Origin of the sequence: Pseudomonas sp. W2I6 (assembly GCF_030815935.1) — a bacterium.
Taxonomy (GTDB): domain Bacteria; phylum Pseudomonadota; class Gammaproteobacteria; order Pseudomonadales; family Pseudomonadaceae; genus Aquipseudomonas.
Genome location: NZ_JAUSXJ010000001.1, coordinates 5641567 through 5666174, shown reverse-complemented (window position 1 = coordinate 5666174; position 24608 = coordinate 5641567). Strand labels below are relative to the sequence as shown.

The window sequence follows — 24608 nt, the reverse complement described above, 5'->3', positions numbered from 1 at the left end:
CGCCGCGCTGCGGCACGTTTGCACACCTGACCGTTAGACCCTCAAGCCACGAGGCACCTCATGATCCGCGAAGAATTCCTGCGTTTGGCCGCTGCCGGCTACAACCGTATCCCCATGGCCTGCGAAACCCTGGCCGACTTCGACACGCCATTGTCGATCTACCTGAAACTGGCCGACGAGCCCAACTCCTATCTGCTGGAGTCGGTGCAGGGCGGCGAGAAGTGGGGCCGTTATTCGATCATCGGCCTGCCGTGCCGCACAGTGCTGCGGGTACATGATCACCATGTGAGCATCACCCTGGACGGCGTCGAGATCGAAAGTCACGATGTGGAAGACCCGCTGGCCTTCGTCGAGGAATTCAAGGCGCGCTACAACGTGCCGACCATCGCCGGCCTGCCGCGCTTCAACGGCGGCCTGGTGGGTTACTTCGGCTACGACTGCGTGCGCTACGTGGAAAAACGCCTGGGCAAATCCCCGAACCCCGATCCGTTGGGTGTGCCGGACATTCTGCTGATGGTTTCCGACGCGGTGGTGGTGTTCGACAACCTCGCGGGCAAGATGCACGCTATCGTGTTGGCGGATCCTTCCCAGGCCGATGCGTTCGAGCAAGGCCAGGCGAGCCTGGAAGCGCTGCTGGAAAAACTGCGCCAGCCGATCACCCCGCGTCGCGGCCTGGACCTCAGCCGTCCACCGGCGGCTGACCCGGTATTCCGCTCCAGCTTTACCCAGGATGACTACGAGCGTGCGGTCGATACCATCAAGGAATATATCCTTGCCGGTGACTGCATGCAGGTGGTGCCGTCGCAACGCATGTCCATCGACTTCAAGGCCGCGCCGATTGATTTGTACCGGGCGCTGCGCTGTTTCAACCCGACGCCGTACATGTACTTCTTCAACTTTGGCGACTTCCACGTCGTGGGCAGTTCGCCGGAAGTGCTGGTGCGGGTCGAAGACAACCTGATCACCGTACGCCCGATTGCCGGCACCCGCCCTCGCGGTGCGACCGAAGAGGCGGACCTGGCGCTGGAACAGGACCTGTTGAGCGACGACAAGGAAATCGCCGAGCACTTGATGCTGATCGACCTGGGCCGCAATGACACCGGGCGTGTCTCGGAAATCGGTTCGGTGAAGCTCACCGAGAAGATGGTGATCGAGCGTTACTCCAACGTGATGCACATCGTGTCCAACGTCACCGGCGAGCTGAAGGCCGGGTTGACGGCGATGGATGCACTGCGGGCGATCCTGCCGGCGGGCACCTTGTCGGGCGCACCGAAGATTCGCGCGATGGAAATCATCGACGAACTGGAGCCGGTCAAGCGTGGTGTGTATGGCGGCGCGGTGGGGTATTTCGCCTGGAACGGCAATATGGACACTGCGATCGCGATCCGTACGGCGGTGATCAAGGACGGCGAACTGCACGTGCAGGCGGGCGGCGGGATTGTGGCCGACTCGGTACCGGCCCTGGAATGGGAAGAGACGCTGAACAAGCGCCGGGCGATGTTCCGCGCGGTGGCGTTGGCTGAGCAGACCCCGCAGGACTGAAGTCAGACGTAGATCAAAAATGTGGGAGCGGGCTTGCTCGCGAAGGCGGTGTATCAGTCGATATATAAGGTGACTGTCGCACCGCTTTCGCGAGCAAGCCCGCTCCCACATTTGGTATTTGTCAGTTTCAAGTCCGAGTCAGAAATCCAGACTCACCCCGACACTCAGCCCTTGCTGGGTAAAGTTGTCATCCTTTCTCACGTTATAGGCCGCGTTCAGCGCCAGGTCCTTGGTCACCTTGTGGGTAATCCCCAGGTTCAAGCGATCCGAATTGCTGCGTGGCGTGTAGCCGTCCAGTTTGAAATCAATCCCCGGCACGCTGTTGAGGGACATGCCCACTCGCTGCGTATCGTTTTCAAACTCGTGCTCGTGGGCCACTTCGCCAAACACCAGGGTTTGCGGGGTGAAGCGGTAGTTGGCTTGTAATCCGATTCCCAAACGCTTGGAGTCGCGCTGTTGGTCATCAAAGGTCAGCGCGGTGGAACGGGCATCTTTCTCCGAGTAACCATTCACCTCGACCCGCGAATAGTCAGCGCTGATAAAGGGTGAGAAGTGCCATTCGCTGTTTGGCTCGGCGATGTCATACCCAACCCGTGCGCTGAATGCCCATAGCCAGCCGTCGGTGTCGCCTTTCTCGGTGCCTTCGCTGATGCCCAGGGCGAACTTGCGCTTGAGGTTGTCGAAGTCCAGTTTGCCGCCGGTCAATGCGGCGTCGGCCCACCAGTGATCTTCCTGATACTGGGCGAACGCGGTGCCCAGGTAGCTGTTGAGCTTGTAGTCCGAATCGCTGGCGCCGGCCTCAAGACTCTGGCGATAGAAGCCTGCTGCCACACCCACCCGCCACTCGTCATTGAGCCTGTAGCTGCCACCGATGTTCAGGTTATAGCCGCTGCCGTCACCGCTGGCCGAGCTGTTCTGATCATCGAAGTCCAGGTGCTGGCCGCCAGCGTCGACGATCGCCCGCCATTGGCCCACGGCCTGCCAGCTACCAGAGTCGGCTTGCCATTGGTTGCGCAATGAATCCTGATGGGCGCGCAAGGTGCCTTGGGCCATTTCCGGAAGCAGGGTGATTTCCCAGGGCGCTGCCAGCAGTGAATACGCGTAGTCGGCGATCAGTACCTGGCCGGCCTCGGTCGGGTGCACGGTGTCGTTGTAAATCAGCTTGGTCGGGTCCGGATTGGTGCCGCCGACGCCATACACCGGATTCCTGCAGGTGGTGCCGCTGAAGCAGGTCTGATTGAGGTTCTGGTCGGTGGCAAAACCAAAACGCCCGGGATCGGCAAAGGTTTCCTTGAGCAGCAACGGAATGTTCAGCGGGATGATCTGCGCATCGATTTGCGACAGGCGCTGTACCAGGGTCTGGTTGAACGCGCCGGCCAGGGCGCTGACGGCCCCTTGGAGCGGGGTGCCATTGACGGCAGGTGTCAGGCCCAGGTCCGGCAGCATCCATACCATTACATAACGGGCGCCAGCCTGTTGCAGCGCCTGGGCGCTGTCGGCCAGGCGCCCGGCTGCGGCCGAGGCCTGGTCGGGGCTGAGGACCAGGCCGTCGAGGAAGTCATTGCCGCCGCCGGAGAGAAAGTACAACGCGTTGGGGTCGGCTCGGCCCCCCGTTGATGCCAGGTATCCGGGACGTGTACGCAATACCTGCCCGGTGTCGCTGTCGGTGACGGTGGAATTACCGGTGATGGCATCGTAGATCTGTTGGGTGGTGTAGCCGCCGACGGCCCAGTTATTGCCGTCTGGCTGGCCCAGCGCGGCGCGCTCCGGCGAGGTCGAGGCATTCAGGTCGCCCGGGGCAACCCCCAGCTTGCCGCCCAATAACGTCGAGGAGATCAGCGATGTGCTTTCGCCGCTGCCGTCGAAGTATTGCGGGCCGGTGCGGTTGGTGAAGCGATAGGTTGAGCCCGGTGCGCCAGGGTCGGCAAATGTACCGGCGTCGGCCAGGCTGTCACCGAAAACGACCATCGTCGAATAAGGCGAGGGCGCGGCGAAGGCTTGCGAGCATGCCAGCGCCAAGAGGCAGCCGACGATGGGGGTGAAATAGGGCATCTTGGTCATGAGTCCGTCCATGATTTTGTTTTTTTGTCAGCACTGTGACTGTAGCGCCCTTGGAAGGGTTCTGAAAAGTTTGACGCCAATTATCAGTCGGGCAGTTTCCCCCGTATTTGCGGCTCGATATTGCACCGTTGGCGAGGCTACGTTACTGTGCCTGAACGTATGAATGAGACCCTCCCCGTGTTGATCATCAGCAAACTCTTGATGCGAGTAGTCAAGGCACACGCCCGTTGGCGTTGGCGCGCCTAACTTTTCTCTACCGGCCCCGCCGGACCTGTACCGATTTGCCTTCTTCACCCTCTGTTAAACGCCCCTTGCCGGCCAACCCCGGCAACCGGAAAGTGCGTCTGGCAGCGGGTCACTCCCTTGGAAGGCCGTCATTAGAAGTCAGTGAATTCAAGAGGTTTTAACCCACATGTTGCTGATGATTGATAACTACGACTCCTTTACCTACAACGTTGTGCAGTACCTGGGCGAACTCGGCGCCGAGGTCAAGGTGGTGCGCAACGACGAATTGACCGTGGCCCAGATCGCCGCGTTGAACCCTGAACGCATCGTCGTCTCCCCAGGCCCGTGTACGCCGACCGAAGCGGGCATCTCCCTCGAAGCCATCCAATACTTTGCCGGCAAGCTGCCGATCCTGGGCGTGTGCCTGGGCCATCAGTCCATCGGCCAGGCCTTCGGTGGCGACGTCGTCCGCGCCCGCCAGGTAATGCACGGCAAGACCAGCCCGGTATTTCACAAGGACCAGGGCGTATTCCAGGGTTTGAACCTGCCGGTAACGGTAACCCGCTACCACTCGCTGGTGGTCAAGCGTGAAACCCTGCCCGAGTGCCTTGAGCTGACGGCCTGGACCCAGCTGGAAGATGGCTCGGTCGACGAGATCATGGGCCTGCGTCACAAGACACTGAACGTCGAAGGGGTGCAATTTCACCCGGAATCGATTTTGACCGAGCAGGGCTTCGAGCTGTTCGCTAACTTTCTCAAGCAGAGCGGCGGCACGCGCTAAGGACTTTTCATGGATATCAAGACTGCCCTGAGCCGTATCGTCGGCCATCTGGACCTGAGCACCGCTGAAATGAGCGATGTGATGCGCGAGATCATGACCGGTCAATGCACCGACGCGCAGATCGGCGCGTTCATGATGGCCATGCGCATGAAGAGCGAGAGCATCGACGAAATCGTCGGCGCTGTGTCGGTCATGCGTGAGCTGGCCGACAAGGTTGAACTCAAGACCCTCGACGGCGTGGTCGACGTGGTCGGCACCGGCGGCGACGGTGCGAACATTTTCAACGTGTCGACGGCTTCTTCCTTTGTGGTGGCCGCTGCCGGCTGCACCGTGGCCAAGCACGGTAACCGCGCGGTGTCGGGTAAAAGCGGCAGCGCCGATTTGCTGGAAGCAGCAGGCATCTACCTGAACCTGACCCCGGTACAAGTGGCGCGCTGCATCGATCATGTCGGTATCGGCTTCATGTTTGCCCAGTCCCATCACGGCGCGATGAAACACGCCGCCGGCCCGCGCAAGGACTTGGGCTTGCGTACCCTGTTCAACATGCTCGGCCCGCTTACGAATCCGGCCGGTGTGAAGCATCAGGTAGTGGGCGTGTTCAGCCAGGCGCTGTGCCGGCCATTGGCTGAAGTCCTGCAGCGCCTGGGCAGCAAGCACGTGCTGGTGGTGCACTCCAAGGATGGCCTCGACGAGTTCAGCCTGGCGGCACCGACCTTCGTGGCGGAGCTGAAGAACGACCAGGTCACCGAGTATTGGGTCGAGCCAGAAGACCTCGGCATGAAAAGCCAGAGCCTGCACGGCCTGGCGGTAGAAAGCCCGGCAGCCTCCCTTGAACTGATTCGCGATGCCCTGGGACGCCGCAAGACCGAAAACGGCCAGAAAGCCGCAGAAATGATTGTGCTCAACGCCGGTGCGGCGCTGTACGCCGCGGATCACGCCTACAGTCTTAAAGAGGGTGTTGCCCTCGCTCATGATGCATTGCATACCGGGCTGGCGCGCGAAAAGCTCGAAGAACTGGGTGCGTTTACTGCGGTGTTCAAAGTGGAGAATGAAGGATGAGTGTTCCGACCGTTCTGGAAAAAATCCTGGCCCGCAAGGCAGAAGAAGTCGCCGAGCGCCGTGCCCGGGTCAGCCTGGCTGAGCTGGAAGGCCTGGCGAAAACCGCTGATGCACCGCGTGGGTTCGCCAATGCGCTGATCAAGCAGGCCAAGGAAAAACAGCCGGCCGTTATCGCTGAAATCAAGAAGGCTTCGCCGAGCAAGGGCGTGATTCGCGAGATCTTCATCCCTGAAGACATCGCCAAAAGCTACGAGAAGGGCGGCGCGACGTGCCTCTCGGTGTTGACCGATATCGACTATTTCCAGGGTTCCGACCTGTACCTGCAGCAAGCGCGTGCGGCGTGTTCGCTGCCGGTGATCCGCAAGGATTTCATGGTCGACCCGTACCAGATCGTCGAAGCCCGTGCCTTGGGCGCCGATTGCGTGCTGTTGATCGTCTCCGCACTGGATGACGTGAAAATGGCTGAACTGGCGGCCGTGGCCAAGAGCGTCGGCCTCGACGTGCTGGTGGAAGTGCACGACGGTGATGAACTGGAACGCGCGTTGAAAACCCTCGACACACCGTTGGTGGGCGTCAACAACCGCAACCTGCACACCTTCGAAGTCAGCCTGGAAAACACCCTCGACCTGTTGCCGCGCATCCCGCGCGACCGGTTGGTGATCACCGAAAGCGGCATCGTCAATCGCGCCGATGTGGAACTGATGGAAATCAGCGGCGTGTACTCGTTCCTCGTCGGCGAAACCTTCATGCGTGCCGAGAACCCGGGGGCTGAATTGCAGCGCCTGTTCTTCCCGGAGCGTGGCGTTGCCGTCAGTGGCTCGACCCTGGATTGATGATGACCCAGCCGGTGGCGATGACGGTCGAGGCAGGCCTTAAGGCCGAGCAGGATTTGCTCGCCGCGGTCTGTGCCGGCGAGCAACCGTTCGGCCTGCTGTTCTGGCAGCCCAGCGATCAAGCGTTGGTGATGCCTCGTCGTTTGAGCCGCCTTCCGGCATTCGAGACCGCCAGCCAGGTGTCGGCAGACGCCGGTTGGCCGGTGCTGCTGCGGGAAACGGGCGGTGAGCCGGTTCCGCAATCGGCAGCCACGGTCAATATCGCGTTGGTCTACGCGCCACCACGCAGTGAAGGTGACCAGGGCCGTATCGAAACCGGCTACCAGCGTCTGTGCCAGCCGATTTGCGACCTGCTGATCGAGTTGGGTGGCAACGCGTCGGTGGGCGAGATCGACGGTGCGTTTTGCGACGGTCGCTACAACGTCAACCTTGATGGTCGCAAAATGGTCGGTACCGCCCAGCGCTGGCGCCAGAGTGGCGGGCGCCCGGTGGGGTTGGTGCATGGTGCGTTGCTGCTGGATGACGATCGCGTCGAATTGATCGCCGCGGTCAATCGCTTCAATGAAGCATGCGGCCTGGAACAACGGGTGCGCGCCGAAAGCCACATCGCCCTGCACGAAGCCTTTGCGGCGCCAGATGCGATTGTCCGGCTTGATACGTTGTACCGTCAGATGCTTGCGAGTTTCCTGCCGGTTTAACGCGTACCGAAGACCACCATGGTCTTGCCTTTGACATGCACCAGGTTGCGTTCCTCCAGGTCCTTGAGCACACGGCCAACCATTTCCCTTGAGCAACCGACGATCCGCCCGATTTCCTGGCGGGTGATCTTGATCTGCATCCCGTCGGGATGGGTCATGGCGTCCGGTTGCTTGCACAACTCCAGCAGGCAGCGGGCAACCCGGCCGGTGACGTCGAAGAACGCCAGGTCGCCGACTTTGCGCGTGGTGTCTCTCAGGCGCTGTGCGATCTGGCCGCTCAGGGCGTACAGAATGTCGGGATCCTGCTGGGCCAGTTCGCGAAATTTCGTATAGCTGATCTCGGCGACTTCGCATTCGACCTTGGCCCGCACCCAGGCACTGCGTTGCTGTTCCTTGCCGGCTTGTTCGAAAAGCCCGAGTTCACCGAAGAAATCACCGGTATTGAGGTAGGCGATGATCATTTCGCGACCATCGTCATCCTCGATCAGGATGGTGACCGAGCCTTTGATAATGAAGAACAGGGATTCCGAGCGCTCGCCCGCGCAGATGATGTTGTGCTTGGCTGGATGACGCCGGCGCTGACAATGCATCAGCAGTTTGTCGAGGTTCTTGATTTTGGGTGTGGGAGTAATAGCAACCATGGTTGTATCCCGAAAAGACTGCACGGTGTTGGTGAGCTTGTTTTTTTATCCAGCGCGATCAACGGCTAAGCTACATCATCCAATGGATGGCAATGCGCCATTGATTTGGCGCCAGCTTAACAGACACATTCTGACTTCATTAGGGAATTTACCCAGCAAACCCTGCTGTTGATCGCTTTCATGGGAAACGCTGCCGGCCCAAAGTGCTGTGCTAAGCTGGCGACCCTTTTTTAGCAGTGGAGTCTGGGCGATGAAGGCACGCATCCAATGGGCGGGCGAAGCCATGTTCCTCGGTGAGTCGGGCAGTGGCCACGTGGTGGTCATGGACGGCCCGCCGGAAGCCGGTGGCCGCAACCTGGGCGTACGCCCGATGGAAATGCTCCTGCTCGGTGTAGGCGGTTGCAGCAATTTCGATGTGGTGAGCATCCTGAAGAAGTCCCGCCAGGCGGTGGAAAGCTGCGAAGCATTCCTGGAAGCCGAGCGTGCCACCGAAGACCCGAAGGTGTTTACCAGGATCCACATGCACTTTGTCGTCAAGGGCCGGGCGTTGAAAGAAGCCCAGGTCAAGCGGGCCATCGAGTTGTCGGCGGAGAAGTACTGCTCGGCCTCGATCATGCTGGGCGCTGCGGGCGTTGCCATCACTCATGATTACGAGATCATTGAGTTGGGCTGATTCTTCAATCGGCAGGCAAAAAGAAAGGGCGCTTGATAGCGCCCTTTTTTGTTTTCTGCTGAAACTAGATGCGGTACGTGCTTTTGGTCATGACCTTGGCCAGCACGCTCATGCCAAATTTCACCGGTGCCGGGAACCGGAAGCCGCCCGCGTCCAGCGCGCTTTCGGCGTGATGTTCTTCATCAATGCGCATCTGCTCAAGAATCGCCCGGGACTTTTCGTCTTCAGCCGGCAGTTGCTCGAGGTGTTCATTGAGGTGTTTGCACACCTGATGCTCGGTGGCGGCCACAAAACCCAGGCTGACTTTGTCGCTGATCAGCCCGGCCACCGCACCAATGCCAAACGATAAGCCGTAGAACAGCGGGTTCAGCACGCTCGGATGGCTGTTCAACTGGCGAATGCGTTGTTCGCACCAGGCCAGGTGATCGATTTCTTCTTCGGCGGCATGTTCCATCGCAGCGCGCACTTGCGGCAGCTTGGCGGTCAGGGCCTGGCCCTGGTACAGCGCCTGGGCACAGACCTCACCGGTATGGTTGATACGCATCAGGCCGGCGACGTGGCGGGTGTCGGTCTCGCTCATCTGCGCTTCGGGCCGCACGATGGCGGGCGACGGGCGGTGCGGTTGGCCGCTGAATGGCAGCAGCGTGCGCATGGCCGTATCGGCTTGCAGCAACAGACGATCAATCGGCGAGTAGTGACGTTGGGTAGTCATGCTGACCTCCGGGAAGAATCTCGGCGGCCAGTTTACCGCAAGAGAGGGGGAAGCGTTTGCGCTGGGTCAAATTGCTTGTGTGGCGAGGGAGCTTGCTCGCGCTGGAGTACGCAGCGCTCTCGTTTTTGGGGCTGCTACGCAGCCCAGCGGGAGCAAGCTCCCTCGCCACAGGTAGTGCTCAGCCCGGCGGCCAGTTCATCTGGCGTTGACCCAGAACATGCATGTGGATGTGATAAACGGTCTGTCCGCCATCTTCGTTGCAGTTCATCACCACACGGAAGCCCTTCTCACAGCCTTGCTCAACCGCCAGGCGCTGGGCGGTGAACAGGATATGCCCGGCTAGCGCCTTGTCTTCCTCGGTGAGGTCGTTGAGGGTGCGGATCGGCTTTTTCGGAATCACCAGGAAATGCACGGGTGCCATTGGCGCGATGTCGTGGAAGGCCAGGACCTGGTCATCCTCGTAGATGATCTTCGCGGGTATTTCTCTGTTGATGATCTTGGTGAACAGAGTATCCACAGCTGTTTCTCCATTATGAAAGTGCAGGGTGAGTGTACTCAGGCGATCAGCGCGGGCAATAGGCCTTGTTGATCGCGCCGGCAATCTTGCGGGTCAGCCAGCGCGGGCTCAGGCGCGGGCTGAACGCCAGCCAGCGATTACGCCGGCCGGGAATGATGATGGCTTTGTTCCTGGCCAGCGCACGCACGGTGTAGAGCGCGACTTCTTCCGGGCTCATCAACTGTTGGCTGCGATCCAGCTTCGCGGTGTCCATTTGGGCGGTGCCGAAGAATGCGGTGCGGGTCGGGCCGGGGCAAAGAACGGAAACCTTGATGCCGCAGGTCTTCAGTTCCTCGCGCAAGCCTTCGGAAAAGTGCAGCACGTAGGCCTTGCTGGCGTAGTAAGTGCTCATCCACGGGCCGGGTTGGAACGCGGCAACCGACGCGACGTTGAGAATCTGCCCGCCGCCGTGCAGGGCCATGGCGTTGCCGAGGGCATGGCACATGCGGGTCAGGGCGAGGATGTTGACCTCCATCAGGTCCTGCTCGGTCATCCAGTCCTGCGCCAGGAACGGGCCGCTGGTACCGATGCCGGCGCAGTTGACCAGCAGGTCGATCTGCCGCTCGCCTTCTTCCAGTTCCAGCAGGAACCCGGAGAGCCGCAGGGGCTCGCCCAGGTCACAGGCGCGGAACAGCACCTCGACGCCGAAGCGCTGAGTCAATTCGATTGCAATGCTTTCCAACTGATCACGCTGGCGGGCCACCAGAATCAAGCTGCGGCCGCGACGGGCCAGTGCTTCGGCCAAGGCCAGGCCGATGCCGCTGGAGGCACCGGTGATCAGAGCGTAACGGGTCATGCGTTTCTCCATCGCAACGCTACCGGGCCTGTGACAGAGGCGTCACAGGCGTCGGGCGTTTTTCACTGTTGCGTAGAGTCTACAGGTTCGGCTGTGTCGTCAGCACTTTGCACATCGACTTCATCGACGGTGGTGGCCTGGTCGCTGTCGTCATCGGAGTTGATGGAGCTGCTTTCGTAGCTGCCACCTACATCGCTTTCCAGTTGATCCAGGTAGCCGCTCATGCCCACCAACACCGCGCCGGCAAATACCAGCGGAATGAATGCGAGCCACAATGCGGAGAGGATTTTCACCGCAGTGGAGTTACGCGGTGGTGGCGCGCCGTACTGGTTTGCGCCCGTGTTACCGGGGAGGACCATCAGCAGGATCGGGAAGATGCTGCCAACGAAGGGCACCAGGTGCAGGAACCACAGCCAGCCGGACCAGCCCAGGTCATGCAGGCGCTGCACGGTGATCTGTACGCTGACCCACACAGCGGCCACGAGTATGGCAATCCCCACCAGGAAGCCAATGACCATGGCAATCGTCGGAGAGACCGCAGCGATACCAAGTCCGACGGTGAAGAACACGCTGGAGACGAGGAGGATCACCACGCTCAGCACCAGCGTCCACGCCAGGAAGCGCAGGCGTCCGATCCGGCCGTTGACGGTGAATACCTTAAGGGTGGAAAACTCCGGCAGGTTCTCGCCAACCGCGGCTCGGGGCGGGGCGTAAGGCGATGCGGCGGGACGGGTGTAGTCAGTCGCGCTGCCGGAGTCCGTTTCATGGGTTTCGGCAAGGCTGAAGGCGACCGGCTGCTCTTCTTCTATCCGCGCATCCACCCCGGCGTTTTTCAGCGCTTGCAGATAGGTCTCGGCATCGGCGCGGGAAAGGTCGCGTTTCAGCGCGACCGGGCGGCCGGTGAAAAGCTTTTCGATCGCGTCGACATCACTTTTGAACAACTCGGCGAGGTTCAGCTTGGCGGTGGTGCTTTCGACACCCGGGAGCAATGCGCCATCAAACACAATCTTGAAACGGTTGTCGCTCATGCGGGCATCCTTGTCACTTGAATAGGGGAGGCCTGCCTTGATCAGCAGGCTTTGGATCGCGGATCAGCGTGGCCAGCGTTCAGGCAATTGTGCCGCATGCTCGAGCGCCTTGCGGTATTCGGCATCCAGGCGGGCCACGAGTTCATCGACGCTGGGCAAATCATCAATCTCTCCGACGCCCTGGCCGGCGGACCACACGGTCTTCCAGGCTTTGGCTTCGTCGTTGAGTGGCTTGAGCTTGGAGCCAAAATTGACTTCACCCTTGCCTTGCAGCGCGGCGAGGTCGAAACCGGCGTTTTCCAGGCTCTGGCGCATGAAGCTTGCGGGAACACCGGAGACGGCTGGAGTGTGCACGATGTCGGCGGCGCGCGATGTGAGCAGCATCTCTTTATAGGCATCCGGGGCATGGCTTTCGGTGGTGCCGATAAAACGCGTGCCGAAATAGGCCAGGTCGGCGCCGAGCAGTTGCGCGGCGAGGATTTCGTGGCCGTGGTTCAGGCAACCGGCGAGCAGCAGGGTTTTGTCGAAGAACTGACGGATTTCTGCGATCAGCGAGAACGGGCTCCAGGTGCCGGCATGGCCACCGGCGCCCGCCGCAACGGCGATCAGGCCATCGACGCCGGCTTCAGCGGCTTTTTCGGCGTGGCGCCGGGTGGTGACATCGTGGAATACCAGGCCGCCGTAGCTATGCACCGCGTCTACCAATTCTTTCACCGCGCCCAGGCTGGTGATGACGATCGGCACCTTGTGCTCGACGCAGATCGCCAGGTCAGCTTCCACCCGCGGGTTACTGTTGTGCACTATCAGGTTGACCGCATAAGGCGCCGGGTTCTCCAGCAGCGCCAGGCCCGCTTCGATTTCTTCCAGCCACGCCTTGAAGCCGCTGCTTTCCCGCTGGTTGAGGGCAGGGAAGCTGCCGACGATCCCGTTGCGGCAGCAGGCCAACACCAGTTGCGGGTTGGAGATCAGAAACATCGGCGCAGCCACGACGGGCAGGCGCAGATTTTGTTCGAGCGAAGCGGGCAGCGACATTGGAAGTACCCCGAGTAATAGAGATTAGAACGGTTTGACCACGACCAAAATTACGATAGCCAGCAATATCAGAACTGGCACTTCATTGAACCAGCGATAAAAGACATGGCTGCGGGTGTTTTCGCCACGGGCGAAACGTTTTACCTGCGCGCCGCACATATGGTGGTAGCCGATGAGCAGTACTACCAGGGTCAACTTGGCGTGGATCCACCCGCCGGATTGAAAGATGGCCGGGTTGAGGTAGATCAGCCATCCGCCGAACACCAGGCTGGCGATCATCGCCGGGCCCATGATGCCGCGGTACAGCTTGCGCTCCATCACGCTGAAGCGTTCCTTGCTGATGGTGTCCTCGCTTTGGGCGTGGTAGACGAACAGGCGCGGAAGGTAGAACAGCGCGGCAAACCAGCAGACGATGCTGACGATATGAAAGGCTTTGACCCATAGATAAAGCATTTTTAGTTATTCCCAGGTTCACGGTAGCTGAAGATAGTAGTGGCTCTTGCGTCTACACGTCATGTTGAAGGTTGTCGCAGGACGATACGAACCCTATTATCGACGGCTTTCCAGTGGGTTCGTTGAGGGCAGGTTTATGGTCAAGGTCGGTATCGTCGGCGGCACGGGTTACACCGGTGTCGAATTGCTGCGTCTGTTGGCTCAGCATCCGCAAGCTGAGGTGGTGGTGATCACTTCCCGATCCGAGGCCGGCCTGGCCGTGGCCGATATGTACCCGAACCTGCGAGGCCACTATGACGGCCTGGCGTTCAGCGTTCCGGATATCAAGACCCTGGGCGCGTGTGATGTGGTGTTCTTTGCCACGCCTCACGGTGTGGCCCATGCCCTGGCGGGCGAGTTGCTGGCCGCCGGTACCAAGGTGATCGACTTGTCGGCAGACTTCCGCCTGCAGGACGCCGATGAGTGGGCCAAGTGGTACGGCCAGCCTCACGGTGCACCGCAGTTGCTGGAAGAGGCGGTGTACGGCCTGCCGGAAGTCAATCGTGAGCAGATCAAGCAAGCACGCCTGATCGCTGTGCCGGGTTGCTATCCGACGGCTACGCAGTTGGGTTTCCTGCCATTGCTGGAAGCCGGGCTGGCGGATGCATCGCGGCTGATTGCTGACTGCAAGTCGGGCGTCAGTGGTGCTGGTCGTGGGGCCGCTGTAGGTTCGCTTTACTCCGAGACGTCGGAAAGCATGAAAGCCTATGCAGTCAAAGGCCATCGTCACTTGCCGGAAATTCGCCAGGGGCTGCGTCGTGCTGCGGGCAAGGATGTCGGCCTGACGTTTGTTCCGCACCTGACACCGATGATCCGCGGGATCCACTCCACACTGTATGCGACAGTCGTTGATCGCTCGGTAGACCTGCAGGCGCTGTTTGAAAAGCGCTACGCCAATGAGCCGTTCGTCGATGTGATGCCGGCGGGCAGCCACCCGGAGACCCGCAGCGTGCGCGGTGCCAACGTTTGCCGTATCGCAGTGCATCGTCCACAGGATGGTGACCTGGTGGTGGTATTGTCGGTCATCGACAACCTGGTCAAGGGCGCTTCGGGCCAGGCTGTGCAGAACATGAACATCCTGTTTGGCCTGGATGAGAAGCTGGGCCTGTCCCACGCGGGCATGCTGCCGTAAATTTTCTGCTGTTGCGCAAAGGCCCGTTGATCGGGCCTTTCGTGTTTTTAATGGCCGCTGCGCAGATTGATATACCGTAACAATAGTTGACCGCTTTTCTAGGAGAAGCGGATAATGCCCGCCATCACGCATATGGCGGCGCTACGCCGGGAGATTATCAGCATGAGCGTTGAATCCTTCACCCCCACGGCTTTGCAATTCACCCACGGTGCTGCGCACAAGGTGAAGAGCCTGGTCGATGAAGAGGGTAATGATCGCTTGAAGCTGCGCGTATTTGTTACGGGCGGCGGTTGTTCAGGGTTTCAGTACGGTTTTACCTTCGATGAAGACGTGGCCGATGACGACACCATCGTTGAGCGCGAGGGCGTCAGCCTGGTTGTCGATCCGATGAGCTTCCAGTACCTGGCAGGAGCCGAGGTGGACTATCAGGAAGGTCTGGAAGGTTCGCGCTTCGTGATCAAGAACCCGAATGCCACCACCACTTGTGGTTGCGGGTCTTCGTTCTCGATCTGATCGACAGCGGATATAAAAACGCCGCTTGGCCTTGATAGGGCCAAGCGGCGTTTTGCTGTGTGGGATTCAGGCGGGGTAGATCGCGCCGAGTACACGAAGGCCGCGGGCGCCGGTGACGCTGGGGCGGTTGGCGGCGATGCCTTCCAGGCAGCAATGGGCCAGCCAGGCGAACGCCATGGCTTCGACCCAGTCAGGGTCTACGCCGCAGGTGGCGGTGCTGCTGACCTGGGTCGCCGGCAGCAGGGCGCTCAGGCGGCTCATCAAGGTTGCGTTGTGGGCGCCGCCGCCGCAGACCAGCAGGGTTTCGGTCTGTGGTTGGGCGGTTTGCAGGGATTCGACGATGGTCAGGGCAGTCAGCTCGAGCAATGTGGCTTGCACGTCCTGGGCTGCGAATGGCGGCAATCGTCCCAGGTGATGCTCAAGCCATCCCAGGTTGAAGACTTCGCGACCGGTGCTTTTTGGCCCTTTGGTCACAAAGAACGGATCGCTGAGCAATGCCTTGAGTAGCTGGGGTTCAACCTTCCCGCTGGCAGCCCACTGGCCATCGCGGTCGAAGTTCTCGCCGCGTTGCTGGTGAATCCAGGCATCCAGCAGGACATTCCCCGGGCCGCAGTCGAAGCCCGCGACCGGTTTGCCGGTCTCGATCAGGCTGAGGTTGCTGAAGCCGCCCACATTCAGTACGGCGCGGTTGCCCGTACGCTCGCCAAACAGTGCCTCATGAAATGCAGGCACCAGCGGGGCGCCTTGGCCTCCGGCGGCGACATCGCGGCTACGGAAATCACTGACGACGGTGATTTCCGTCAATTCGGTGAGCAGCGCCGGGTTGCCGATCTGCACGGTAAAACCCCGTGCAGGTTCGTGACGAATGGTTTGGCCGTGGCTGCCAATCGCTCGAATGTCCTGGGGCTTGAGGTTCTGCTGATCGAGTAGGGCGTGAATACCTTGGGCGGCAAGCGTCACCCAGTTCTGCTGCGCGAGCGCCGAACGGGCAATCTCGTCCGGGCCGCTGGCGCACAGGCCAAGCAGCTCGGAACGCAGGGATTCAGGCATGGGGATGTAGTGGGTGGCGATCAGCTTGATCGCCGGGCCTTGCTCGATCAGCGCAATGTCCAGGCCATCAAGGCTGGTCCCGGACATCACACCTATATAGAGCGACATGGCTTAGCGCTTCGCCGAAGCCAGGAGAGTAGAGCGCTCCTGGTCCATGCGGGCCATCAATGGCTGGCTCTGCTGCAGGAAGCGGGCGCGCTCGGCCTTGGCGATCGGGTCGGCCATTGGCAGCTTCTGGCCCAGTGGGTCGACGTGCACGCCGTTGACCTGGAACTCGTAGTGCAAGTGCGGGCCGGTGGACAGCCCCGTAGTGCCGATGTAACCGATCACCTGGCCCTGCTTGACGTTGCCGCCGGTCTGGATGCCCTTGGCGAAACCTTGCATATGGCCATACAGCGTACGGTAGGTGGCCCCGTGCTGGATGATCACGGTGTTGCCGTAGCCGCCACGGCGACCGGCCAGCAAGACCTTGCCGTCACCGGCAGCCTTGATCGGCGTGCCACGCGGGGCGGCGTAGTCGACGCCTTTGTGAGCGCGAATTTTGTTCAGAATTGGATGCTTGCGACCCATCGAGAAACGCGAGCTAATACGGGCGAAGTCAACCGGGGTACGGATGAACGCCTTGCGCATGCTGTTGCCGTCGGCGGTGTAGTAGCTGCTGTTGCCTTGTTTGTTGGTGTAGCGCACGGCGGTGTAGGTCTTGCCACGGTTGGTAAACCGCGCAGAAAGGATGTTACCGGTGCCGACGACCTTGCCGTTGGCGACCTTCTGTTCGTAGATCACGTCGAATTCGTCACCCTGGCGAATGTCCTGGGCGAAGTCGATGTCGTAGCCAAACACGCTGGCCATGTCCATGGTCATGCTGTGGGACAGGCCGGCGCGGGCGGCGGACTGCGACAGCGAGCTGTTGATCACGCCGTGTACATAGGCGGAGCGCATGACCGGCTTGGTGGTGATGCGGTTGAACGCAAAGCCCTTGGCGCCTTTGGTCAGGGTGATGCTTTCCAGGTCGCTGACGTTGCTGTGCAGGTTGGTCAACTGGCCGTCGGGCGCCAGTTCGAATTCAAGCTTCTGGCCATGCTTGAGTTGGGTGAATTGCTTGGCCTGCTTGTCGCTTGCCAGTACATCGTTGACCGTCGCGGCGGGGAGGCCGACCTTTTCGAACAGGGTCGAAAGGGTGTCGCCCTTGGCAACAATGACTTCCCGGTGCAGCGGGTTCTTGGGTGCCTCTACTACCGCAGGTTCGGCCTGCGCGGTTTCCTTGGTGTCTTCGGCGCTGCTTTCGATCTGGGCAAACGGCGATTCGGCTGCGCCATTTGTGGCTTGAAGTGCGTCGGAAGCGTCTTGATCTTGTGTCAGTTGCTCAACCGGACTTTCAAGGTCAAGGCTTAGGGTCGTTCGTTTGGCTTCTACGTCGCTGGAAGGAAATACCAGGAGTGCCAGGCTCAGAAGGGCGGCGATCCCACTTGCGGCGAGCAGGTGGGTCTTCGGGTAAAGCGGCGGCGCTTTAGACGGTTCTGTGGTCATAAGTAATTTTGACTTTGAAAAGATGAATTGGAAAAGATGAATGACATGATGAAGATGAAATAACTGTATAAAATATAACCAAATCATCTGTGGTGCAAGCTTGCGAACGCTGGGCTTGCTGAACGGTGTCCGTGCGCAGGGCAAAACTTGTAATTAGTCCCTGATCTTGTATGGTTGGTTCCCTTTTGAATCTGAGCCTTGCGGGTCTGTTATGAAGTCGGTTGAAGAGCAGCTAGCGCTGATCAAACGTGGTGCGGAAGAACTGTTGGTCGAAGCTGAGCTGATCGAAAAGCTCAAGCGTGGCCAGCCCCTGCGTATTAAGGCCGGCTTTGATCCGACGGCGCCGGATCTGCACCTTGGGCATACGGTGCTTATTAATAAGCTGCGCCAGTTCCAGGAACTGGGGCATCAGGTAATCTTCCTTATAGGTGACTTCACCGGGATGATCGGCGATCCGAGCGGCAAGAGCGCTACGCGTCCGCCGCTGACCCGTGAGCAGGTTCTCGATAACGCCGAGACCTACAAGACCCAGGTCTTCAAGATTCTTGATCCGGCCAAGACCGAGGTGGCCTTCAACTCCACCTGGATGGATCAGATGGGGCCGGCGGATTTCATTCGTCTTACGTCCCAGTACACCGTTGCTCGCATGCTCGAGCGCGATGACTTCGATAAGCGCTACTCCACTAATCAGCCGATCGCTATCCATGAGTTCCTGTACCCATTGGTTCAAGGGTATGACTCGGTGGCGTTGCGTGCCGATGTCGAGCTGGGCGGTACTGATCAGAAGTTCAACCTGCTGATGGGGCGTGAGCTGCAGCGTGCGTATGGGCAAGAGGCTCAGTGCATTCTGACGATGCCGTTGCTGGAAGGGCTGGATGGCGTCAAGAAGATGTCCAAGTCCTTGGGTAACTACGTTGGTATCCAGGAAGCGCCGGGTGTGATGTACGGCAAGTTGGTTTCGATTCCGGATGCGCTGATGTGGCGTTACTTCGAACTGTTGAGTTTCCGCTCGATGGATGAGATCAATGCATTGCGTGCTGAAGTGGAAGCTGGGGCTAACCCGCGGGATGTGAAGATCAAGCTGGCTGAAGAGATTGTTGCGCGCTTCCATGGTGAAGAGGCTGCGGCCAGTGCTCACCGTGCTGCGGGTAACCGTATGAAGGATGGCGAGCTGCCGGATGATCTGCCTGAGATTGAATTGACTGCTGGCGAGGCAATGCCGATCGCTGCCGTCCTTAATAAGGCGGGCCTGGTGAAGAACTCGGCGGTGGCGCGCGACCTTCTGGGGTCTGGCGGTGTACGTATAGATGGTGAGGTTGTCGATCGCACCTTTATATACGAACTGGGCGCGACCCACGTTTGCCAGGCCGGCAAGAAGGCATTTGCGCGTATTACGCTTAAATCCGAATAAACCTGAAATTAACTGTTGACGGCGTTTTATATCTGTCTATAATTCGCCCCACTTCCGGCGCAGTCGAAACGGAAAACTCCTTGGTAAACAAAGAGTTATGTAGGTTTCGGCGGCGAGCTGCTTCAGATCATCGAAGCCCAGAAGGAGTTAGTAAGGCAGTGTTGTTTGGCCCTGTTAACGGTTCGATCTTCTCGGTCGAAAGCGGAGAAAAAGAGGTGTTGACAGCAGCGTGTAACGCTGTAGAATTCGCCTCCCGCTAACGAGAGATCGGAAGCGCAAGTGGTTGAAGTTACAAAGGAAACTTTGAAAACTTCTGAAAATAATCACTTGACAGCAAATGAGGCTGCTGTAGAATGCGCGCCTCGGTTGAGACGAAAGATCTTAACCAACCGCTCTTTAACAACTGAATCAAGCAATTCGTGTGGGTGCTTGTGGAGTCAGACTGATAGTCAACAAGATTATCAGCATCACAAGTTACTCCGCGAGAAATCAAAGATGTAACCAACGATTGCTGAGCCAAGTTTAGGGTTTCTTAAAAACCCAAAGATGTTTGAACTGAAGAGTTTGATCATGGCTCAGATTGAACGCTGGCGGCAGGCCTAACACATGCAAGTCGAGCGGTAGAGAGAAGCTTGCTTCTCTTGAGAGCGGCGGACGGGTGAGTAATGCCTAGGAATCTGCCTGGTAGTGGGGAATAACGTCCGGAAACGGACGCTAATACCGCATACGTCCTACGGGAGAAAGCAGGGGACCTTCGGGCCTTGCGCTATCAGATGAGCCTAGGTCGGATTAGCTAGTTGGTGGGGTAATGGCTCACCAAGGCGACGATCCGTAACTGGTCTGAGAGGATGATCAGTCACACTGGAACTGAGACACGGTCCAGACTCCTACGGGAGGCAGCAGTGGGGAATATTGGACAATGGGCGAAAGCCTGATCCAGCCATGCCGCGTGTGTGAAGAAGGTCTTCGGATTGTAAAGCACTTTAAGTTGGGAGGAAGGGCAGTAAATTAATACTTTGCTGTTTTGACGTTACCGACAGAATAAGCACCGGCTAACTCTGTGCCAGCAGCCGCGGTAATACAGAGGGTGCAAGCGTTAATCGGAATTACTGGGCGTAAAGCGCGCGTAGGTGGTTCGTTAAGTTGGATGTGAAATCCCCGGGCTCAACCTGGGAACTGCATTCAAAACTGACGAGCTAGAGTATGGTAGAGGGTGGTGGAATTTCCTGTGTAGCGGTGAAATGCGTAGATATAGGAAGGAACACCAGTGGCGAAGGCGACCACCTGGACTGATACTGACACTGAGGTGCGAAAGCGTGGGGAGCAAACAGGATTAGATACCCTGGTAGTCCACGCCGTAAACGATGTCAACTAGCCGTTGGGAGCCTTGAGCTCTTAGTGGCGCAGCTAACGCATTAAGTTGACCGCCTGGGGAGTACGGCCGCAAGGTTAAAACTCAAATGAATTGACGGGGGCCCGCACAAGCGGTGGAGCATGTGGTTTAATTCGAAGCAACGCGAAGAACCTTACCAGGCCTTGACATCCAATGAACTTTCTAGAGATAGATTGGTGCCTTCGGGAACATTGAGACAGGTGCTGCATGGCTGTCGTCAGCTCGTGTCGTGAGATGTTGGGTTAAGTCCCGTAACGAGCGCAACCCTTGTCCTTAGTTACCAGCACGTAATGGTGGGCACTCTAAGGAGACTGCCGGTGACAAACCGGAGGAAGGTGGGGATGACGTCAAGTCATCATGGCCCTTACGGCCTGGGCTACACACGTGCTACAATGGTCGGTACAGAGGGTTGCCAAGCCGCGAGGTGGAGCTAATCCCAGAAAACCGATCGTAGTCCGGATCGCAGTCTGCAACTCGACTGCGTGAAGTCGGAATCGCTAGTAATCGCGAATCAGAATGTCGCGGTGAATACGTTCCCGGGCCTTGTACACACCGCCCGTCACACCATGGGAGTGGGTTGCACCAGAAGTAGCTAGTCTAACCTTCGGGAGGACGGTTACCACGGTGTGATTCATGACTGGGGTGAAGTCGTAACAAGGTAGCCGTAGGGGAACCTGCGGCTGGATCACCTCCTTAATCGACGACATCAGCTGCTCCATAAGTTCCCACACGAATTGCTTGATTCATTGAAGAAGACGATAAAGAAGCAGCCCGAAATTGGGTCTGTAGCTCAGTTGGTTAGAGCGCACCCCTGATAAGGGTGAGGTCGGCAGTTCGAATCTGCCCAGACCCACCAATTTTGTGTGGGAAACGCCTGTAGAAATACGGGGCCATAGCTCAGCTGGGAGAGCGCCTGCCTTGCACGCAGGAGGTCAACGGTTCGATCCCGTTTGGCTCCACCACTACTGCTTCTGTCTTGAAAGCTTAGAAATGAGCATTCCATCACTGTGATGGTGAATGTTGATTTCTAGTCTTTGATTAGATCGTTCTTTAAAAATTTGGGTATGTGATAGAAAGATAGACTGAACGTTACTTTCACTGGTAACGGATCAGGCTAAGGTAAAATTTGTAAGTAATTGCGAATTTTCGGCGAATGTCGTCTTCACAGTATAACCAGATTGCTTGGGGTTATATGGTCAAGTGAAGAAGCGCATACGGTGGATGCCTTGGCAGTCAGAGGCGATGAAAGACGTGGTAGCCTGCGAAAAGCTTCGGGGAGTCGGCAAACAGACTTTGATCCGGAGATGTCTGAATGGGGGAACCCAACCATCATAAGATGGTTACCTTACACTGAATACATAGGTGTATGGAGCGAACCAGGGGAACTGAAACATCTAAGTACCCTGAGGAAAAGAAATCAACCGAGATTCCCTTAGTAGTGGCGAGCGAACGGGGACTAGCCCTTAAGTGGCTTTGAGATTAGCGGAACGCTCTGGAAAGTGCGGCCATAGTGGGTGATAGCCCTGTACGCGAAAATCTCTTAGTCATGAAATCGAGTAGGACGGAGCACGAGAAACTTTGTCTGAATATGGGGGGACCATCCTCCAAGGCTAAATACTACTGACTGACCGATAGTGAACTAGTACCGTGAGGGAAAGGCGAAAAGAACCCCGGAGAGGGGAGTGAAATAGATCCTGAAACCGTATGCGTACAAGCAGTGGGAGCAGACTTTGTTCTGTGACTGCGTACCTTTTGTATAATGGGTCAGCGACTTATTTTCAGTGGCGAGCTTAACCGAATAGGGGAGGCGTAGCGAAAGCGAGTCTTAATAGGGCGTCTAGTCGCTGGGAATAGACCCGAAACCGGGCGATCTATCCATGGGCAGGTTGAAGGTTGGGTAACACTAACTGGAGGACCGAACCGACTACCGTTGAAAAGTTAGCGGATGACCTGTGGATCGGAGTGAAAGGCTAATCAAGCTCGGAGATAGCTGGTTCTCCTCGAAAGCTATTTAGGTAGCGCCTCATGTATCACTGTAGGGGGTAGAGCACTGTTTCGGCTAGGGGGTCATCCCGACTTACCAAACCGATGCAAACTCCGAATACCTACAAGTGCCGAGCATGGGAGACACACGGCGGGTGCTAACGTCCGTCGTGAAAAGGGAAACAACCCAGACCGTCAGCTAAGGTCCCAAAGTTATGGTTAAGTGGGAAACGATGTGGGAAGGCTTAGACAGCTAGGAGGTTGGCTTAGAAGCAGCCACCCTTTAAAGAAAGCGTAATAGCTCACTAGTCGAGTCGGCCTGCGCGGAAGATGTAACGGGGCTCAAACCATACACCGAAGCTACGGGTATCATCTTCGGATGATGCGGTAGAGGAGCGTTCTGTAAGCCTGTGAAGGTGAGTTGAGAAGCTTGCTGGAGGTATCAGAAGTGCGAATGCTGACATGAGTAACGATAATGGGTGTGAAAAACACCCACGCCGAAAGACCAAGGTTTCCTGCGCAACGTTAATCGACGCAGGGTTAGTCGGTCCCTAAGGCGAGGCTGAAAAGCGTAGTCGATGGAAAACAGGTTAATATTCCTGTACTTCTGGTTATTGCGATGGAGGGACGGAGAAGGCTAGGCCAGCTTGGCGTTGGTTGTCCAAGTTTAAGGTGGTAGGCTGGAATCTTAGGTAAATCCGGGATTCTAAGGCCGAGAGCTGATGACGAGTTATCTTTTAGATGACGAAGTGGTTGATGCCATGCTTCCAAGAAAAGCTTCTAAGCTTCAGGTAACCAGGAACCGTACCCCAAACCGACACAGGTGGTTGGGTAGAGAATACCAAGGCGCTTGAGAGAACTCGGGTGAAGGAACTAGGCAAAATGGCACCGTAACTTCGGGAGAAGGTGCGCCGGTGAGGGTGAAGGACTTGCTCCGTAAGCTCATGCCGGTCGAAGATACCAGGCCGCTGCGACTGTTTATTAAAAACACAGCACTCTGCAAACACGAAAGTGGACGTATAGGGTGTGACGCCTGCCCGGTGCCGGAAGGTTAATTGATGGGGTTAGCTAACGCGAAGCTCTTGATCGAAGCCCCGGTAAACGGCGGCCGTAACTATAACGGTCCTAAGGTAGCGAAATTCCTTGTCGGGTAAGTTCCGACCTGCACGAATGGCGTAACGATGGCGGCGCTGTCTCCACCCGAGACTCAGTGAAATTGAAATCGCTGTGAAGATGCAGTGTATCCGCGGCTAGACGGAAAGACCCCGTGAACCTTTACTATAGCTTTGCACTGGACTTTGAATTTGCTTGTGTAGGATAGGTGGGAGGCTTTGAAGCGTGGACGCCAGTTCGCGTGGAGCCAACCTTGAAATACCACCCTGGCAACTTTGAGGTTCTAACTCAGGTCCGTTATCCGGATCGAGGACAGTGTATGGTGGGTAGTTTGACTGGGGCGGTCTCCTCCTAAAGAGTAACGGAGGAGTACGAAGGTGCGCTCAGACCGGTCGGAAATCGGTCGTAGAGTATAAAGGCAAAAGCGCGCTTGACTGCGAGACAGACACGTCGAGCAGGTACGAAAGTAGGTCTTAGTGATCCGGTGGTTCTGTATGGAAGGGCCATCGCTCAACGGATAAAAGGTACTCCGGGGATAACAGGCTGATACCGCCCAAGAGTTCATATCGACGGCGGTGTTTGGCACCTCGATGTCGGCTCATCACATCCTGGGGCTGAAGCCGGTCCCAAGGGTATGGCTGTTCGCCATTTAAAGTGGTACGCGAGCTGGGTTTAGAACGTCGTGAGACAGTTCGGTCCCTATCTGCCGTGGACGTTTGAGATTTGAGAGGGGCTGCTCCTAGTACGAGAGGACCGGAGTGGACGAACCTCTGGTGTTCCGGTTGTCACGCCAGTGGCATTGCCGGGTAGCTATGTTCGGAATAGATAACCGCTGAAAGCATCTAAGCGGGAAACTAGCCTCAAGATGAGATCTCACTGGAACCTTGAGTTCCCTGAAGGGCCGTCGAAGACTACGACGTTGATAGGTTGGGTGTGTAAGCGCTGTGAGGCGTTGAGCTAACCAATACTAATTGCCCGTGAGGCTTGACCATATAACACCCAAGCAATTTGCGTCGAAGAGACCAGATTGCGGTGTGTGAAGACGAAACGAACCGAAAGTTCGAGATCTTGCAAAACACCGAAAGCTATCACATACCCAATTTGCTGAAGCGAGGCCAACTGGCCACGACTCAGTACCCGAATTTCTTGACGACCATAGAGCATTGGAACCACCTGATCCCATCCCGAACTCAGCAGTGAAACGATGCATCGCCGATGGTAGTGTGGGGTTTCCCCATGTGAGAGTAGGTCATCGTCAAGATTAAATTCCAGAACCCCTGATTGCTTATGCAGTCAGGGGTTTTGTTTTGCGCGGTCGGAAAATTTGGGCGGTCGAATTTCAAGCATCTTCAATGCT

General features: G+C 57.9%; 19 protein-coding genes, 2 tRNA genes and 3 rRNA genes. 14 read left to right on the top strand and 10 right to left on the bottom strand.

Annotation, left to right across the window (positions count from 1 at the left end):
* Window positions 1-60 precede the first annotated feature (60 nt).
* A complete protein-coding gene (gene trpE, locus QF039_RS26255; protein ID WP_003210962.1) occupies window positions 61-1542 on the top strand; it encodes an anthranilate synthase component I in 1482 nt (493 codons plus the stop codon).
* A gap of 138 nt (window positions 1543-1680) precedes the next feature.
* Here trpE and estP read toward each other — a convergent pair whose 3' ends face one another.
* Entirely contained in the window at window positions 1681-3603 is a 1923-nt protein-coding gene (estP, locus tag QF039_RS26250; protein ID WP_307521422.1) for an esterase EstP, read from the bottom strand.
* A 412-nt stretch (window positions 3604-4015) separates the two neighbouring features.
* On the opposite strand from estP, the gene QF039_RS26245 reads away from it, so the two are divergent.
* From QF039_RS26245 to QF039_RS26230, 4 genes are read left to right on the top strand one after another with little or no spacing between them, the layout of a single operon-like run.
* Complete coding sequence (locus QF039_RS26245; RefSeq protein WP_003210957.1) at window positions 4016-4609, top strand: aminodeoxychorismate/anthranilate synthase component II; 594 nt, start codon at window positions 4016-4018, stop codon at window positions 4607-4609.
* 9 nt (window positions 4610-4618) lie between these two features.
* The gene (trpD, locus tag QF039_RS26240; protein ID WP_003210955.1) at window positions 4619-5668 is read left to right on the top strand and encodes an anthranilate phosphoribosyltransferase; all 1050 of its coding nucleotides are present in this window, start codon (window positions 4619-4621) and stop codon (window positions 5666-5668) included.
* A complete protein-coding gene (gene trpC, locus QF039_RS26235; RefSeq protein WP_102606385.1) occupies window positions 5665-6501 on the top strand; it encodes an indole-3-glycerol phosphate synthase TrpC in 837 nt (278 codons plus the stop codon). The genes trpD and trpC overlap by 4 nt, the downstream gene beginning before the upstream one ends.
* A 2-nt stretch (window positions 6502-6503) precedes the next feature.
* Entirely contained in the window at window positions 6504-7199 is a 696-nt protein-coding gene (locus QF039_RS26230) for a lipoate--protein ligase family protein (RefSeq protein WP_307523034.1), read from the top strand.
* Here the strand turns inward: QF039_RS26230 and crp are convergent.
* The gene (gene crp / locus QF039_RS26225) at window positions 7196-7840 is read right to left on the bottom strand and encodes a cAMP-activated global transcriptional regulator CRP (RefSeq protein WP_003210949.1); all 645 of its coding nucleotides are present in this window, start codon (window positions 7838-7840) and stop codon (window positions 7196-7198) included. The two genes, QF039_RS26230 and crp, sit on opposite strands and share 4 nt — an antisense overlap.
* Window positions 7841-8090: 250 nt before the next feature.
* Here crp and QF039_RS26220 point away from each other — a divergent pair, with 250 nt between their 5' ends.
* Window positions 8091-8513, top strand: a complete 423-nt coding sequence (locus tag QF039_RS26220; RefSeq protein WP_003210947.1) for an OsmC family protein — start codon at window positions 8091-8093, stop codon at window positions 8511-8513.
* A 64-nt stretch (window positions 8514-8577) separates the two neighbouring features.
* Here QF039_RS26220 and coq7 read toward each other — a convergent pair whose 3' ends face one another.
* The 6 genes from coq7 to hemJ all read right to left on the bottom strand — a co-directional run bounded on the left by coq7 (window position 8578) and on the right by hemJ (window position 13090).
* A complete protein-coding gene (gene coq7, locus QF039_RS26215; RefSeq protein WP_307521418.1) occupies window positions 8578-9225 on the bottom strand; it encodes a 2-polyprenyl-3-methyl-6-methoxy-1,4-benzoquinone monooxygenase in 648 nt (215 codons plus the stop codon).
* A gap of 178 nt (window positions 9226-9403) precedes the next feature.
* Window positions 9404-9742: a histidine triad nucleotide-binding protein gene (locus tag QF039_RS26210; protein WP_003210943.1), complete on the bottom strand. Its 339-nt coding sequence runs from the start codon at window positions 9740-9742 to the stop codon at window positions 9404-9406.
* 46 nt (window positions 9743-9788) lie between these two features.
* Entirely contained in the window at window positions 9789-10577 is a 789-nt protein-coding gene (locus QF039_RS26205) for an SDR family oxidoreductase (RefSeq protein ID WP_003210941.1), read from the bottom strand.
* A 62-nt stretch (window positions 10578-10639) separates the two neighbouring features.
* Window positions 10640-11605, bottom strand: a complete 966-nt coding sequence (locus QF039_RS26200) for a DUF805 domain-containing protein (RefSeq protein ID WP_003210940.1) — start codon at window positions 11603-11605, stop codon at window positions 10640-10642.
* Between the two features lie 63 nt (window positions 11606-11668).
* Window positions 11669-12637, bottom strand: a complete 969-nt coding sequence (locus QF039_RS26195) for a nitronate monooxygenase family protein (RefSeq protein WP_177046540.1) — start codon at window positions 12635-12637, stop codon at window positions 11669-11671.
* Window positions 12638-12661: 24 nt separating this feature from the next.
* Window positions 12662-13090, bottom strand: coding sequence for a protoporphyrinogen oxidase HemJ (gene hemJ, locus QF039_RS26190; RefSeq protein ID WP_003210937.1), 429 nt, complete (start codon window positions 13088-13090; stop codon window positions 12662-12664).
* Between the two features lie 136 nt (window positions 13091-13226).
* Here hemJ and argC point away from each other — a divergent pair, with 136 nt between their 5' ends.
* The gene (gene argC / locus QF039_RS26185; protein WP_003210935.1) at window positions 13227-14261 is read left to right on the top strand and encodes an N-acetyl-gamma-glutamyl-phosphate reductase; all 1035 of its coding nucleotides are present in this window, start codon (window positions 13227-13229) and stop codon (window positions 14259-14261) included.
* Window positions 14262-14423: 162 nt separating this feature from the next.
* Complete coding sequence (gene erpA / locus QF039_RS26180; RefSeq protein ID WP_003176443.1) at window positions 14424-14774, top strand: iron-sulfur cluster insertion protein ErpA; 351 nt, start codon at window positions 14424-14426, stop codon at window positions 14772-14774.
* Window positions 14775-14840: 66 nt separating this feature from the next.
* Here erpA and QF039_RS26175 read toward each other — a convergent pair whose 3' ends face one another.
* Entirely contained in the window at window positions 14841-15932 is a 1092-nt protein-coding gene (locus QF039_RS26175; protein WP_003210933.1) for an anhydro-N-acetylmuramic acid kinase, read from the bottom strand.
* A gap of 3 nt (window positions 15933-15935) precedes the next feature.
* Window positions 15936-17351, bottom strand: coding sequence for a peptidoglycan DD-metalloendopeptidase family protein (locus QF039_RS26170; protein ID WP_003210931.1), 1416 nt, complete (start codon window positions 17349-17351; stop codon window positions 15936-15938).
* Window positions 17352-17562: 211 nt separating this feature from the next.
* On the opposite strand from QF039_RS26170, the gene tyrS reads away from it, so the two are divergent.
* The 6 genes from tyrS to rrf all read left to right on the top strand — a co-directional run bounded on the left by tyrS (window position 17563) and on the right by rrf (window position 24512).
* Window positions 17563-18762, top strand: a complete 1200-nt coding sequence (tyrS, locus tag QF039_RS26165) for a tyrosine--tRNA ligase (RefSeq protein ID WP_003210928.1) — start codon at window positions 17563-17565, stop codon at window positions 18760-18762.
* 552 nt (window positions 18763-19314) lie between these two features.
* Window positions 19315-20851: ribosomal RNA gene (locus QF039_RS26160) — 16S ribosomal RNA — on the top strand.
* An 83-nt stretch (window positions 20852-20934) separates the two neighbouring features.
* Window positions 20935-21011, top strand: a tRNA-Ile gene (locus QF039_RS26155).
* Window positions 21012-21041: 30 nt separating this feature from the next.
* Window positions 21042-21117: transfer RNA gene (locus QF039_RS26150), tRNA-Ala, on the top strand.
* Between the two features lie 232 nt (window positions 21118-21349).
* Window positions 21350-24243, top strand: a 23S ribosomal RNA gene (locus QF039_RS26145).
* A 153-nt stretch (window positions 24244-24396) separates the two neighbouring features.
* Window positions 24397-24512: ribosomal RNA gene (gene rrf / locus QF039_RS26140) — 5S ribosomal RNA — on the top strand.
* Together the 16S, 23S and 5S rRNA genes with 2 tRNA genes alongside form the textbook arrangement of a ribosomal RNA operon.
* Window positions 24513-24608: the final 96 nt, after the last annotated feature.